The organism is Pseudomonas sp. JC1203, assembly GCF_056175065.1.
In genome coordinates, this window is sequence record NZ_JBWCAM010000008.1 from 27626 (window position 1) to 41425 (window position 13800).

14 protein-coding genes and 1 other RNA gene are annotated in these 13800 nt (G+C 63.8%); 4 read left to right on the forward strand and 11 right to left on the reverse strand.

Features of this window, described 5'->3' with window-relative positions; genetic code table 11:
• Positions 1-2 precede the first annotated feature (2 nt).
• The 9 genes from mraY to rsmI all read right to left on the reverse strand — a co-directional run bounded on the left by mraY (position 3) and on the right by rsmI (position 8942).
• Positions 3-1085, reverse strand: coding sequence for a phospho-N-acetylmuramoyl-pentapeptide-transferase (gene mraY, locus AC0SZ7_RS13500; RefSeq protein ID WP_027976865.1), 1083 nt, complete (start codon positions 1083-1085; stop codon positions 3-5).
• Positions 1085-2452: a UDP-N-acetylmuramoyl-tripeptide--D-alanyl-D-alanine ligase gene (locus AC0SZ7_RS13505; protein ID WP_475504883.1), complete on the reverse strand. Its 1368-nt coding sequence runs from the start codon at positions 2450-2452 to the stop codon at positions 1085-1087. The genes mraY and AC0SZ7_RS13505 overlap by 1 nt, the downstream gene beginning before the upstream one ends.
• Positions 2445-3908 (reverse strand): UDP-N-acetylmuramoyl-L-alanyl-D-glutamate--2,6-diaminopimelate ligase, encoded by a 1464-nt coding sequence (locus AC0SZ7_RS13510; protein ID WP_475504884.1) that lies wholly within the window; start codon positions 3906-3908, stop codon positions 2445-2447. Before AC0SZ7_RS13510 ends, AC0SZ7_RS13505 begins: the two co-directional genes overlap by 8 nt.
• Entirely contained in the window at positions 3908-5644 is a 1737-nt protein-coding gene (locus tag AC0SZ7_RS13515; RefSeq protein ID WP_475505084.1) for a peptidoglycan D,D-transpeptidase FtsI family protein, read from the reverse strand. The genes AC0SZ7_RS13510 and AC0SZ7_RS13515 overlap by 1 nt, the downstream gene beginning before the upstream one ends.
• Positions 5644-5937: a cell division protein FtsL gene (ftsL, locus tag AC0SZ7_RS13520; protein ID WP_475504885.1), complete on the reverse strand. Its 294-nt coding sequence runs from the start codon at positions 5935-5937 to the stop codon at positions 5644-5646. The genes AC0SZ7_RS13515 and ftsL overlap by 1 nt, the downstream gene beginning before the upstream one ends.
• Complete coding sequence (gene rsmH, locus AC0SZ7_RS13525) at positions 5934-6881, reverse strand: 16S rRNA (cytosine(1402)-N(4))-methyltransferase RsmH (protein WP_475504886.1); 948 nt, start codon at positions 6879-6881, stop codon at positions 5934-5936. The genes ftsL and rsmH overlap by 4 nt, the downstream gene beginning before the upstream one ends.
• Positions 6878-7333 carry a division/cell wall cluster transcriptional repressor MraZ gene (mraZ, locus tag AC0SZ7_RS13530; protein ID WP_475504887.1) on the reverse strand — a complete coding sequence of 152 codons (456 nt, stop codon included), beginning with the start codon at positions 7331-7333 and terminating at the stop codon, positions 6878-6880. Before mraZ ends, rsmH begins: the two co-directional genes overlap by 4 nt.
• A gap of 309 nt (positions 7334-7642) precedes the next feature.
• Positions 7643-8002: RNase P RNA component class A (gene rnpB / locus AC0SZ7_RS13535), an RNA gene on the reverse strand.
• Between the two features lie 97 nt (positions 8003-8099).
• Positions 8100-8942: a 16S rRNA (cytidine(1402)-2'-O)-methyltransferase gene (rsmI, locus tag AC0SZ7_RS13540; protein WP_475504888.1), complete on the reverse strand. Its 843-nt coding sequence runs from the start codon at positions 8940-8942 to the stop codon at positions 8100-8102.
• Positions 8943-9152: 210 nt separating this feature from the next.
• Between rsmI and AC0SZ7_RS13545 the strand changes: the two genes are divergently transcribed.
• The 4 genes from AC0SZ7_RS13545 (at position 9153) to AC0SZ7_RS13560 (ending at position 12600) form a co-directional block, all read left to right on the forward strand.
• Complete coding sequence (locus tag AC0SZ7_RS13545; RefSeq protein ID WP_475504889.1) at positions 9153-10928, forward strand: penicillin-binding protein activator; 1776 nt, start codon at positions 9153-9155, stop codon at positions 10926-10928.
• The gene (locus AC0SZ7_RS13550; RefSeq protein WP_475504890.1) at positions 10928-11299 is read left to right on the forward strand and encodes a YraN family protein; all 372 of its coding nucleotides are present in this window, start codon (positions 10928-10930) and stop codon (positions 11297-11299) included. Before AC0SZ7_RS13545 ends, AC0SZ7_RS13550 begins: the two co-directional genes overlap by 1 nt.
• A 132-nt stretch (positions 11300-11431) precedes the next feature.
• The gene (locus tag AC0SZ7_RS13555; RefSeq protein WP_475504891.1) at positions 11432-12025 is read left to right on the forward strand and encodes a phosphoheptose isomerase; all 594 of its coding nucleotides are present in this window, start codon (positions 11432-11434) and stop codon (positions 12023-12025) included.
• Positions 12022-12600 (forward strand): BON domain-containing protein, encoded by a 579-nt coding sequence (locus AC0SZ7_RS13560; protein ID WP_475504892.1) that lies wholly within the window; start codon positions 12022-12024, stop codon positions 12598-12600. The genes AC0SZ7_RS13555 and AC0SZ7_RS13560 overlap by 4 nt, the downstream gene beginning before the upstream one ends.
• Positions 12601-12648: 48 nt before the next feature.
• Here the strand turns inward: AC0SZ7_RS13560 and AC0SZ7_RS13565 are convergent, their stop codons facing one another.
• Together AC0SZ7_RS13565 and AC0SZ7_RS13570 are read right to left on the reverse strand one after the other, a co-directional pair.
• The gene (locus AC0SZ7_RS13565) at positions 12649-13071 is read right to left on the reverse strand and encodes a ClpXP protease specificity-enhancing factor (protein ID WP_475504893.1); all 423 of its coding nucleotides are present in this window, start codon (positions 13069-13071) and stop codon (positions 12649-12651) included.
• An 11-nt stretch (positions 13072-13082) separates the two neighbouring features.
• Positions 13083-13706: a glutathione S-transferase N-terminal domain-containing protein gene (locus AC0SZ7_RS13570; RefSeq protein WP_475504894.1), complete on the reverse strand. Its 624-nt coding sequence runs from the start codon at positions 13704-13706 to the stop codon at positions 13083-13085.
• Positions 13707-13800 lie beyond the last annotated feature (94 nt).

The window sequence follows — 13800 nt, forward strand, 5'->3', positions numbered from 1 at the left end:
TTCTACCTCAGTTTCAATGTGGCAAGGCCGACCAGCACCAGGATCACGGTGATGATCCAGAAACGGACGATCACGCGCGGCTCGGGCCAGCCCTTGAGTTCAAAGTGGTGGTGGATCGGCGCCATGCGGAACACGCGGCGACCGGTCAGTTTGAAAGAGGCCACCTGAATGACCACTGACAACGTTTCCATCACGAACACGCCGCCCATGATGAACAGCACGATTTCCTGGCGAACGATGACGGCAATGGTGCCCAGCGCCGCGCCCAGGGCCAGCGCACCAACGTCACCCATGAACACCTGGGCCGGGTAGGTGTTGAACCACAGGAAGCCCAGGCCGGCACCGATCAGGGCGCCGCAGAACACGATCAGCTCGCCGGCGCCCGGCACGTAGGGGATCAGCAGGTAGTCGGCGAACTTCACGTTGCCCGACAGGTAGCAGAAGATGCCCAGGGCGCCGCCTACCATCACCGTCGGCATGATCGCCAGGCCATCCAGGCCGTCGGTGAGGTTCACCGCGTTGCTGGAGCCGACGATGACGAAGTAGGTCAGCACCACGAAGCCAACGCCCAGGTAGATGCTGGCGTCCTTGAACATCGGGATGATCAGCGTGGTTTCCACGGCGCTTGGCGCGGTGGCGTACAGGAAGATCGCAGCGCCCAGGCCGAACACCGACTGCCAGAAATACTTCCAGCGGCTTGGCAGGCCGCGCGAGTTCTTCTCGATGACCTTGCGGTAGTCGTCAACCCAGCCGATGCCACCAAACAGCAGGGTCACCAGCAGCACGGTCCACACGTAGCGGTTGGTCAGGTCAGCCCACAGCAGGGTGCTGACGCCGATGGCCGACAGGATCAGCGCGCCGCCCATGGTGGGGGTGCCGGATTTTTTCAGGTGCGATTCGGGGCCGTCATTGCGCACGGCCTGGCCGATCTGACGAATCTGCAGGGTACGAATCATCCATGGGCCCAGGAACAGGGCCAGCGACAGCGCGGTCAGCACACCCAGGATCCCGCGCAGGGTCAGGTACTGAAAGACCGCGAAGCCTTTGTAGAACTGTTGCAGATACTCCGCCAGCAGCAGCAGCATTAATGTTTCTCCCCGCTGGAACCGCACAAGGCCGCCACGACGTTTTCCATCGCAGCGCTGCGCGAACCCTTGATCAAAATAGTGGTGTGCCTGGCCTTCTCGGCGCCGAGCGCTGCGATCAGGTCAAGTTGTGTGCCGAAATGGCGTGCATTGGCGCCGAATGCGTTCACTGCGTGAAGCATGTTCGGCCCCACGGCGTACAGGGCGTCGACCTTGCCGAGGGCGTATTCGCCCACTTGCCGATGCCCTTCTTCTGCCCATTGCCCCAGTTCGCCGATGTCTCCGAGCACCAGGACGGTGCGGCCGGAAAAGCCGGCGAGTATATCAATGGCGGCGCACATTGAGGTGGGGTTTGCGTTGTATGTATCGTCAATTACACGCAACCCGTCGGGGGTGACCTGGGCCACGGTGCGGCCTTTGACCGGCTGCACGCTGGCCAGGCCACGCGCGATGTCGTCGGCGCCCAGGCCAAAGGCATGGGCGGCGGCGGCGGCGGCCAGGGCGTTCTGCACGTTGTGGGTGCCCAGCAGGTTCAGCTGGACCCGCGCGGTACCCTGCAGGCCATGCAGGTTGAAGCCCGGGCAGCCACGCTCATCAGCGCTGATATCGCTGGCGTGGAAGTCGGCGGCGCTGTTGCTCAAGGCAAAGCTGAGCACGCGGCGCGCGCCGGCACGGCTGTGCCAGATGCCGAACGCCTTGTCGTCCAGGTTGAGCACCGCCGTGCCATCGGCGGCCAGGCCGTCGATGATTTCGCCCTTGGCCTCGACGATTTTTTCCGGCCCGCCAAACTCGCCCACGTGGGCAGTACCGGCGTTGTTGAGGATGGCCACGTGGGGTTTGGTCAGCCCGACGGTGTAGGCAATTTCGCCCAGGCGCGAGGCGCCCAGCTCGATGACCGCCGCGGTGTGCTGCGGGGCCAGTTCAAGCAGGGTCAGCGGCGCGCCCAGGTCATTGTTGAGGTTGCCACGGGTGGCCAGGACGTCGCCCTGGGTACGCAGGATGCCGGCCAGCAGCTCCTTGACCGTGGTCTTGCCGCTGGAACCGGTAATGGCGGCCACCGGGCGGGTGAAGCGGGCACGGTTCAGCGCGCCCAACTGGCCCAGCGCCGCGCGGCAGTCGGCAACCACCAGTTGCGGCAGTTCGACGCCCGGCATTTCACGCTCCACCAGGGCCGCGACAGCGCCCTTGCCCGCCACGTCGGCCAGGTAGTCGTGGCCATCGAAGTTGGGGCCGGTCAGCGCCACGAACAACTGGCCCGCCGTGATGGCGCGGCTGTCGATGCTGACGCCGTCAAATTGCACATCCTGGCCATGCAAACGCGCAGCCAGCGGTTTGAGCAGTTCTGCCAGGGACATGGGCTTAAGCATGGTCCACCTCCCAGGTGGCCAGGGCCCTGGCGGCTTCTTCCAGGTCGGAGAAGGCCAGGCGCTGACCGTTGATTTCCTGATAATCCTCGTGCCCCTTGCCGGCCAGCACCACCACGTCGTCGGCGTTGGCCTGGGCGATCAGCTGGGCAATGGCCGGGCCACGGCCCGAGACGAATTCAACCCGGGCAGCCGCGCTGAAGCCAGGGCGAATGTCAGCGAAAATCTGCTGGGGCTCTTCGCTGCGCGGGTTGTCATCAGTGACCAGCACGCGGTCGGCCAGGCGTTCGGCCACTTCGGCCATCAGCGGGCGCTTGCCACGGTCACGGTCGCCGCCACAGCCGAACAGGCACAGCAGCTCGCCCTTGGCGTGCGGGCGCAGCGCCTGCAGCACTTTGTCGAGGGCGTCCGGGGTGTGGGCGTAGTCGACCACCACCAGCGGCTGCTTGCCGCCACCCAGGCGCTGCATGCGACCCAGCGGGCCTTCCAGCTGCGGCATCACCTTGAGAATGTCGTCCAGCGGATAGTCCAGCGCCAGCAGCGTGCCGACTGCGGCCAGCACGTTGCTGAGGTTGAAGCGGCCCAGCAGGCGGCTACGCAGCACGTGCTCGCCCTGGGCGGTGACCAGCGTGGCACGCACGCCATGGTCGTCGAATTCGGCTTCGCGGCAGTACAGGGTGGCCGACGGGTCCAGCAGGCTGTAGGTGATCAGCCGCGATTCGTGGGTTTCCTCGGCCAGGGTGCTGCCGAAGGCATCGTCCAGGTTCAGCACGCGGCAGCGCAGCCCCGTCCAGCCGAACAGCTTGGCCTTGGCGGCGGCGTAGGCCTGCATGCTGCCGTGGTAGTCCAGGTGGTCGCGGCTGAGGTTGGTCAGCACCGCCACGTCGAAGGCCAGGGCAGCAACGCGGCCTTGATCCAGGGCGTGGGACGACACTTCCATGGCCACGGCCTTGGCACCGGCTTTCTTCAGGTCCTGCAGGGTCGACTGCACGGCAACCGGGTCCGGGGTGGTCAGGCGGCCGCTTTGCAGTGCTTCATAGAAACCGGTGCCCAGGGTGCCAATCAGGCCGCAGCGCTGGCCCAGCAGGTCCAGGGCCTGGGCCACCAACTGGGTGACGCTGGTCTTGCCGTTGGTGCCAGTGACGCCCACCAGGTTCAGCAGGCGGCTGGGGTCGCCATAGAAGCGCCCGGCAATGTCGGACAGCTGGCGAACCAGGCCCTTGACCGGAATCAGCGGCACGTCGGTGATCGGCAGCACGGTGGCGCCGTCCACTTCGTAGGCCACGGCGGCAGCACCACGGCCCAGGGCGTCGGCAATATGCGCGCGGCCATCGACCTTGGCACCCGGCACGGCCAGGAACAGGTCGCCGGGGCGCACGCTGCGGCTGTCCAGCGCCAGCTCGCGGATCAATGGATCGCGGTTGGCCTGGGCGAAAATCTTGCTCAGCGGCATGCTCATCAACCACGCCCTCCCTTGCTGGCCGCAGGCTGCGCCTGGGCTTGTTCCTGCGGAGTGCTCGGCAGGTTATCCGGTGTCACGTTCATCAGGCGAAGCGTGCCGGACATGACCTTGCTGAAGACCGGTGCCGATACCAGGCCACCGAAGTAGCCGGCCTTGCTCGGTTCGTCGATGACCACGACGATGGCGTAGCGCGGGTCGCTGAGCGGGCCGAAACCGGCGAACAGCGAGCGGTAGGCGTTCTCGGTGTAGCCGCGCGAGCCGATGGTGGCCTTGCGCGCGGTACCCGACTTGCCGGCCACGTGGTAGCCCGGCACACGCGCACGGTAAACACCGCGCGAGTCCTCGATTACTTCTTTCATCATGCCCTGCAGGGTCTTCGCCACCTGCTCCGGCATCACCCGGGTAGCCTGCGGCTTGCCGTCGACCTTGAGGATGCTCAGCGGCACGATCTCACCGTCGTTGGCGATGGCCGAGTAGGCGTGCACCAGCTGCAGCGCGGTCACCGACAGGCCGTAGCCGTAGGACAGCGTGGCAGTCTCGGCCTTTTTCCAGTCGCGGTGGTTGGGCAGGTTGCCCACGCGCTCGCCCGGGAAGCCCAGGCCGGTGTATTGGCCAAGGCCCACGGCCGACATGGCGCGGAAGATGTTCTCGCCGCCGACGTCGAACGCCACCTTGCTCATGCCCACGTTACTGGAGTTGATCAGGATGCCGGTGAGGTCGAGGATCGGGCCCTCGGTCTTGGTCACGTCCTTGATGGTGTAGCGACCGATCTGCAGGCTACCGGGGTACACCTCGACCTTGTCGGTAGGCTTCCAGCGCCCGGTTTCCAGCGCGGCGCTCATGGAGATCGGCTTCATGGTCGAGCCAGGCTCGAACACGTCGGTGATCGCCCGGTTACGCATGGAGGCCGGGAACATGGTCTTGCGGTTGTTCGGGTTGTAGGTGGGCTGGTTGACCATGGCCAGCACTTCGCCGGTCTTCACGTCCATGATCACCATGCTGCCCGCCTTTGCCTCGTTCTCGACGATGGCATTGCGCAGCTCGCGGCTGGCCAGGTATTGCAGGCGCAGGTCGATGGACAGGGTCAGGGTCTTGCCCGCCTTGGCGTTCTTGGTGACCTGCACGTCCTTGATCAGGCGGCCGCGACGGTCCTTGATCACCTGGCGCTTGCCCGGCACGCCGGCCAGCCAGTCTTCGTAGGCCAGCTCCACGCCTTCACGGCCGTGGTCGTCCAGGTCGGTGAAGCCGACCATGTGCGCGGTCACGTCACCCGCCGGGTAGAAACGACGAAATTCCTCGATGCCGTAGACACCAGGAACCTTGAGGTCCAGCACGGTCTGGCCCTGTTCCGGGGTAAGCCCGCGCACCAGGTAGATGAATTCCTTGGTGGCCTGGGCGTCCAGGCGCGCCGACAGTTCCTTGGGGTCTTGCCCCAGGGCGGCGGCCAGCGCTGGCCATTTGCTCTTGTCGGCCTGCATTTCCTTGGGGTTGGCCCACAAGGTGGTAACAGGCGTACTTACCGCCAACGGCTCGCCGTTGCGGTCGGTGATCAGGCCACGGTGCGCGGGAATGGGAATATGCCGCACGCTGCGCGCATCGCCCTGCCCCTTGAGGAAGTCATGATCGATGACCTGCAGGTCGACGATACGCCAGACAATCGCGCCCACCATGATGCCCAGCAGCGCCACGAGCACGCGGAACCGCCATGGGTAAAGGGCCCCATCGAGCTTCATCATGGCGCCACCATCTTGATTTCGGCAGCGTCGGGAATGCGCATTTTCAGTTGGCCGCTGGCCAGCGCCTCGATACGGCTATGGGCCGTCCAGGTGCTTTGTTCCAGAATCAGCCGGCCCCACTCGGCCTGGGCCTTGTCGCGCTCGCTCAATTCGTTGTACAGGCTGTTGAGCAGCTGGCGATTGAGGTGCGCGCTATAGGACACGGCGATGGCCGACACCAGCACGGCGACAAACAGCAGGAGCATCAGGAAGCTCCCGCCTGGCAGAGGCTTGGCGTAAAGCTTGCTCACCGCAGCTTCTCCGCCACGCGCATGACGGCGCTGCGCGAGCGTGGGTTGGCCTTGAGTTCGGCTTCGGAGGCGAACTGGGCCTTGCCGTGCACCTTGATTTTCGGCTCGAACGCCTGGAAGCGCACCGGCAGGTTGCGTGGCAGGTTGTCGGCTTCGCCCTTGGCCAGCTTGCGCATGAACAGCTTGACGATGCGGTCTTCCAGCGAGTGGAAGCTGATCACTACCAGGCGCCCACCCACTTCCAGCGATTCCAGTGCAGCTTCAAGGCCGGCTTCAAGGTCGGCCAGCTCGTTGTTGACGTGAATGCGCAGGCCCTGGAACGCACGGGTAGCCGGGTTCTTGCCCTTTTCCCAGGCAGGGTTGGCGACCTTGAGCACTTCGGCCAGGTCGGCAGTGCGCTCGAACGGCTTGGTTTCACGGCGCGCCACCACGGCGTTGGCCATGCGCTTGGCAAAACGTTCCTCGCCGTATTCCTTGAACACGCGGGCGATTTCCTCGGCCGGCGCGTTGGCGATGAACTCGGCCGCGCTGACGCCACGGCTTGGGTCCATGCGCATGTCCAGGGGGCCGTCGTTCATGAAGCTGAAGCCGCGCTCGGGGTCGTCCAGCTGCGGCGACGACACGCCCAGGTCCAGCAGCACGCCATTGACCTTGCCGGCCAGGCCCTGGCTAGCAATTTCGCTACCCATTTCCGCAAAACTACGCTGCACAATGACAAAGCGGCCGTCTTCGGCCGCCAGCGCTTGCCCCGTGGCAATCGCTTGTGGATCCTTGTCGAAGCCCAACAATCGGCCATCCGGCCCGAGGTGCTTGAGGATCAACCGGCTGTGACCACCCCGCCCGAAGGTACCGTCCACGTAGCAGCCATCGCCCTGTATGGCGAGAGCCTCGACGGCTTCGTCAAGCAATACGGTGATGTGGTTAAAGCCGCTATCTATAGTCACAGAATCAAATCACGCAGTTCATCAGGCATGGCGCCCGGTTGTTGAATAGCTGCAAGGTCCGCATCAGCAAGCGCGTTCCAGGCATCCTCGTCCCACAGTTGAAACTTGTTGAGCTGGCCAACCAGCATCACTTTCTTGTCCAGAGCCGCGTATTCACGCAGGCGCGGTGGAACAAGAAAACGCCCGCTGCCGTCAAGCTCCAGGTCAACCGCATTACCAATCAGCAACCTTTGCAGACGGCGGTTCTCTTCCCGGAGCGACGGCAGCGCGCGCAGCTTTGTCTCGATTAATTCCCATTCATCCAGCGGGTATACACACAGGCAGCGGTCGACAGCGTCGATGGTCACGATCAACTGGCCATTGGAGCGCGAAACCAGCTCGTCACGGTACCGGCTCGGCATGGCGAGACGGCCCTTTGCATCGAGACTGATGGCATTAGCTCCGCGAAACACAGAGGCGCTTCCCCAAGATTTAGTTTTTCGTGCCTAAAAACCCACTTTGTGCCACTTTCCGCCACTTGCGCACACTATAGGAATGCGCCCACACCACCGTCAAGGCACGCTCGTAAGGAAAACCCTTACAGATCGGCGATTTAGGTGATAAAAGGAAGGAGATAGGCTAATTCGAGGGAATCGCGGGGGTATAAAGCCAAGTTAACTCAAGGGTCTACGCGTCGAACTTAAAGTAATTTGTGAAGAGTAAGATTTTTTCGGTATTACCAGGGCCGCTTCTGCTATTGATTGATGCAGAAGGGAAAAGAGGTGGAGAGTCGATCTGTAAGCCGGGTTCTGTCGAGGACAGTCATTCCTCTACGATGGCCATCACTGGACACCTTTAGCAACCTACCCGGTTCCAACGCGGGCCGCGCCATATGGAACCCTATTTGGTCTTGCTCCGAGTGGGGTTTGCCTAGCCACGAACTGTTACCAGACGTGCGGTGCGCTCTTACCGCACCTTTTCACCCTTACCGGCGCCGAAGCGCTTAGGCGGTTATTTTCTGTGGCACTTTCCGTAGGCTCGCGCCTCCCAGGTGTTACCTGGCACTCTGCCCTATGGAGCCCGGACTTTCCTCCCCCCGCTTTTGCGGAACAAAAGCAGGCAGCGACTGTCCAATCGACTCTCCGGCGACAAGGTTACGGAATAGCTAGGCCAGCTGCAAGCTTTAAGCTTCAAGCTGCAAGCTTGAGTGCCTGTCTTGCAGCTGGCCTCTTACAGCTTTCAGCTGCTTTTCTGCCGCTCCAGCGCGACCTGGTACAACACATTCTTGCGCGCCCCGGTAATCTCCGCCGCCAACGCTGCCGCACGCTTCAACGGCATCTCCTTGAGCAGCAGGTCCAACACGCGCATCACCTCGGCGCTCACCACTTCATCGCTTTCAGGCGGCGTCCAGCCCGCCACCAACACCACGCACTCGCCGCGCTGCTGGTTGCTGTCGCTCTCTACAAAGGCACGCAGTTCGGACAGCGGCAGGCCTTTCAGGGTTTCGAACGTCTTGGTCAGTTCACGCGCCAGCAGTGCCGGGCGCTCGGGGCCAAAGACCAACTCCATGTCCTGCAGGCACTCCAGGATACGGTGCGGGGCTTCGTAGAAGATCAGCGTGCGCGGCTCTTCGCGCACCTGCTCCAGGCGCGAGCGACGGCCGACGGTCTTGGCCGGCAGGAAGCCTTCGAAAATGAAGCGGTCGGACGGCAGGCCCGCCGCCGACAACGCGGCAATCAGTGCACATGGCCCTGGCACCGGCACCACCGGGATACCCGCTGCGCGCACCTGGCGCACCAGGTGGTAACCAGGGTCGGAAATCAGCGGCGTGCCGGCGTCGGAGATCAGCGCCACGCTCTCGCCAGCCAGCAGCTTGTCGAGGAAGCGCCCGCCTTCGTCGCGTTCGTTGTGCTCGTGGCACGCGGCAAGCGGCGTGTTGATACCAAAGTGCTGCAGCAGGCGGATCGAGTGGCGGGTGTCCTCGGCGGCGATCAATGCCACGTCGCCGAGGATCTTCAACGCACGGGCGCTCATGTCGTCCAGGTTACCAATGGGCGTGGCCACCACATAAAGTGTTCCCATCGCGGAATTCGAAGCACCTGGAGCAGTCACAGCACACACCTGTCGTTGGCAAAAGCGGCATTGTAGCGCGCCCTTTCGCCCAGCGGCCAAAAAGCCCTCGGTAAAACCCTGAATGACCTTTGATGCGCCTTTCACGCCAGTGACATCGCACCGGGGGCCGTGCTTGGGTACAATTGCGGGCCTAACCGATCGAGTATCAGGAAGATATACATGACAGCTTGCCTGCGGCTGCTCTCAGCCCTATGCCTTGCCGTACTGTTGGCGGCCTGCGCCAGCTCGCCTTCCAGCAGCCTTGGCGAACTGCCGCGTACGCCTGACGCCACCATCGAGCAACTGCTCGGCCAGGCGGCTTCGGCCAGGACACCCGCCGACGCTGCCGTGCTGCGCCTGAGCGCCGCCGACCTCGCCCACCGCCAGCACGCCGACCAGCGTGCCGGGCAAATCCTGGCGCAGGTGCAGGTCGAGCTGCTGAACGTGGGCCAGCAAATCATCGCCAGCACCCTGGCCGCCGAACTGGCGCTGGCCCGCAACCAGCCGAAAGAGGCCCTGGCCGCACTCAACCACCCCAGCCTGCAACGCCTGAACGAGGCCTCGGTCGAGCAGCAGGTACGCACCCACACCGTGCGCGCCCGCGCCCTGGAAGCTGATGGCCAGACCCTGCCAGCCGCCCAGGAACGCGTGTTCATTGGCCCGCTGCTGACCGGCGACGCTGCCGCAGCCAACAATGACGCCATCTGGACCCTGGTCAGCAGCCTGCCCGTCGACCAACTGCAATCCACCGGCACCGACGACCTGGCCGGCTGGCAGAGCCTGGCCCTGGCGGTGAAAAGCGCCGGCACCCTGGACCAGCAGAAAGCCGCCATCGACAACTGGCGCAGTGCCCACCCCGACCACCCTGCGGCCAAGCAGTTGCCTGTGGCCCTGGTGAAGCTCAAGGAGCTGACCAGCCAGCCGCTGACCAAGATTGCCCTGCTGCTGCCGCAACAAGGCCAGCTGGCCTCCGTGGGCAAGGCCCTGCGTGATGGTTTCATGGCCGCCTACTACCAGGCCCAGCAGGCCGGGCAGAAGCCGCCGGTGGTGGAAGTGTTCGACAGCTCCCGCGTCACCTCCATGGATGATTTCTACCGCCAGGCCCAGGCCGCAGGCGCCCAGCTGGTCGTAGGCCCGCTGGAAAAACCGCTGGTCAAGCAACTGGCTGGCCGACCGCAGCTGCCCATCACCACGCTGGCGCTCAACTACAGCGACGGCACCCAGGCGAACCCGCCACAACTGTTCCAGTTCGGCCTGGCCGCCGAAGACGAGGCGCGCGAAGTGTCCCGCCGCGCTCGTGCCGACGGCCTGCACCGCGCCGTGGCACTGGTTCCTCGTGGCGAATGGGGCGACCGCGTGCTGGCAGCCTTCCGCCAGGACTTCGAAGCCAACGGCGGCCAGCTGCTGGGCTCCCAGCGCGTCGACCAGCCCGTGGCCCTGGCCCAGCAGATCGGCGACCTGATGCAGGCGCGCCAAGGCGCCAACGGCAGCAACGGTTCGCGCCGCCAGGATGTCGACTTCATCTTCCTGGCCTCCACCCCGCAACTGGCCCAACAGATCAAGCCGACGCTGAATTTCCAATATGCCGGTGACGTGCCGGTGTACGCGACGTCCAACGTCTACAGTGCCAGCGGTGACCAGGCCCAGTACAACGACATGAACGGCGTGCGCTTCTGCGAGACTCCATGGCTGCTGGACAACAGCAACCCGCTGCGCCAGCAGGTGGTGCGCCAATGGCCCCAGGCGGGTGGCAGTCTCGGCCGCCTGTTCGCCATGGGCGCCGACGCCTTTGCCCTGGCCCCGCGCCTGGGCCAGCTGAAAGCCCTGCCTGACAACCGCCTGGAAGGCCTGTCGGGCAACCTGAGCATCAACGCCAGCCAGCGCATCGAGCGCCAGCTGCCGTGGGCGCAGTTCACCGGCGGCCAGGTACAGCGCCTGCCGGACACTGCGCAGTAATGCTCGCCAGCTCGTCGCGCCAGGCCGGCCAGGAGGCCGAAGCGCAAGCCCTCGCACACCTGCAACAGCAGGGTTTGCAGGTGCTTGCGCGCAACTGGCTATGTAAAGGCGGCGAGCTTGATCTGGTCATGCTTGATGGCGATACAGTAGTATTCGTCGAAGTTCGTTACCGCCTGCACGCACAATGGGGTGGCGCGCTCGACAGTATCGATGCGCGCAAGCGTGCCAGGGTGGTCAATGCCGCACAGTCGTTTCTGCACCAGGAGGCGCGCTGGGCCAACCACCCATGCCGCTTCGACGTGATCGCCCTGGAAGGCACCGCCAGCAAGGACACGCGCCTGAACTGGTTGCGCAATGCCTTCGATAGCTGACCGGGCCATCGTGAGCGCTGCCGTTTTACCCCCTTATTCCAACGTTTTTTGCTCTTTGCTTTGCGGGCTGCACATTCATGTGCCGGGACGCTGAACAGCGCCCGACCAGCCGCCCTAATTAAGGTCACACTGATGGACATGCAATCCCGAATTCGCCAGCTTTTCCAGGCCAGTATCGATACCAAGCAACAGGCGATGGAAGTCCTTGCACCGCACATCGAGCAAGCCAGCCAGGTCATGGTCAACGCGCTGCTCAATGAGGGCAAGATGCTGTCGTGCGGCAACGGTGGCTCGGCGGGCGACGCCCAGCACTTTTCCTCGGAGCTGCTGAACCGCTTCGAGCGCGAGCGCCCGAGCCTGCCGGCCATCGCCCTGACCACCGACAGCTCGACCATCACCTCGATTGCCAACGACTACAGTTACAACGAAGTGTTCTCCAAGCAGATCCGCGCCCTGGGCCAGCCCGGCGACGTACTGCTGGCGATTTCCACCAGTGGCAACTCCGCCAACATCATTCAGGCTATCCAGGCCGCACATGATCGCGAAATGGTTGTCGTAGCCCTGACCGGCCGCGACGGCGGCGGCATGGCGTCGCTGCTGCTGCCCGAGGACGTGGAGATCCGCGTACCGGCCAGCGTCACCGCGCGCATCCAGGAAGTCCACCTGCTGGCGATCCACTGCCTTTGCGACTTGATCGACAGCCAACTGTTCGGGAGTGAAGAATGACCCCTAATCGCCTTGGCCTGATGGCCCTGACCCTGTGCCTGAGCCTGACCGGCTGCAGCTCGTTTCTGACCGCGACCCGCGACAAGCCAATCGAGGACGACCGTGGCACGCGCACCTTCGGCAGCAAGATCGACGACTCGCTGATCGAAACCAAGGTGTCGGTGAACGTTGCCAAGGCCAGCCCTGACCTGGACCAGAACTCGCACATCGTCGTCAGCAGCTTCAACGGCGTCGTCCTGCTGGCCGGCCAAACCCCGCGCGCCGACCTCAAGGCCATGGCCGAACAGGCCGCTGCCAGCGTGCAGCGCGTCAAGCGCGTGCACAACGAACTGCAGGTAATGGCGCCCTCCTCGATCCTGGCGCGCAACAATGACGCCTGGCTGACCACCAAGATCAAGACCCAGATGCTGGCCGACGCCAGCATTCCCGGCTCGCGCATCAAGATCATCACCGAGAACGGCATCGTCTACATGCTGGGCCTGGTGACCCAGAAGGAAGCCGCCCAGGCAGCTTCGCTGGTGCAGGGCGTGGGTGGCGTGCAGAAGATCGTGAAGCTGTTCGAGTACATCGACTGATCAACTGCGGCACAAAAAAAAGGCGATCCAACTGGATCGCCTTTTTTGTTACTTGACCACCTTCAAGCTAGGGCGGCCTGCAGGACGTTGCGGCCGGCCGCCATCAGGCGGCAGGTCGTCGTCATGGCCATCGAGCACAACCTCGTCTTCCTCGAGCGCCGACGGCTCCAGGTCGAAGACCATGCCCTGGCCATTCTCGCGGGCGTAGACGCCCAGGATGGCACCGATAGGCACGTACAGGGTGTGCGCGACGCCACCGAAGCGGCCTTCGAAGCTGACCGCGTCGTTGTCCATGTGCAGGTGGCGCACAGCACTGGGCGACACGTTGAGGACGATCTGGCCATCGCTTGCAAAGCCCTTGGGGACCTGCACCGAACGGTGTTCGGAATTGACCAGCATGTGTGGCGTGCAATCGTTATCCACGATCCACTCGTAGAGTGCACGTACAAGGTACGGACGACTGGAGTTCATCAACGGCTCCTTCAAACCTGGCGCATTTCACGTTCAGCAGCCGAGAGGCTAGCCTGGAAGGCTTCGCGGGCGAACTGACGTTCCATATAGTCCAGCAGCGGCTTTGCAGGCCGCGGCAATTCGATACCCAGCACTGGCAAGCGCCAGAGTATGGGGAGTAGACAGCAATCAACCAGACTTTGCTCCTCACTGAGGAAGAAAGGCTTGTCGGCAAACAGGGGCGAAACGCCCGTCAGGCTCTCACGCAGCTCCTTGCGGGCCTGTACACGCGCCGGTTCCTTGGTGCGCGTATCGAGAATCAGGTCCACCAGCCCACACCAGTCGCGCTGGATCCGGTGGATCAGCAGGCGGCTGTTGGCCCGGGCCACCGGGTAGACCGGCAGCAACGGCGGATGCGGGTAACGCTCATCCAGATATTCCATCACCACGGTGGATTCGTACAGCGCCAAATCCCGATCAACCAGCGTGGGCAGGCTGCCATACGGGTTCACTTCGATCAGTTTTGCCGGCTGCGACCCCGCCGGCACACTGATGATCTCGGCGCTTACACCCTTCTCGGCGAGAACGATGCGCACCCGGTGAGAATAGTGGTCAGCGGGGTCGGAGTAACAGGCCAACCGGTTGGTCACGCCCATGGCGGTCCTCCTCGCGTATAAAAAACATGAATAACACATAAACGAGCGCGCCCCTGAAGCGCTCCTTTGGCGAATGTGGCTGGAATGGCTTCCA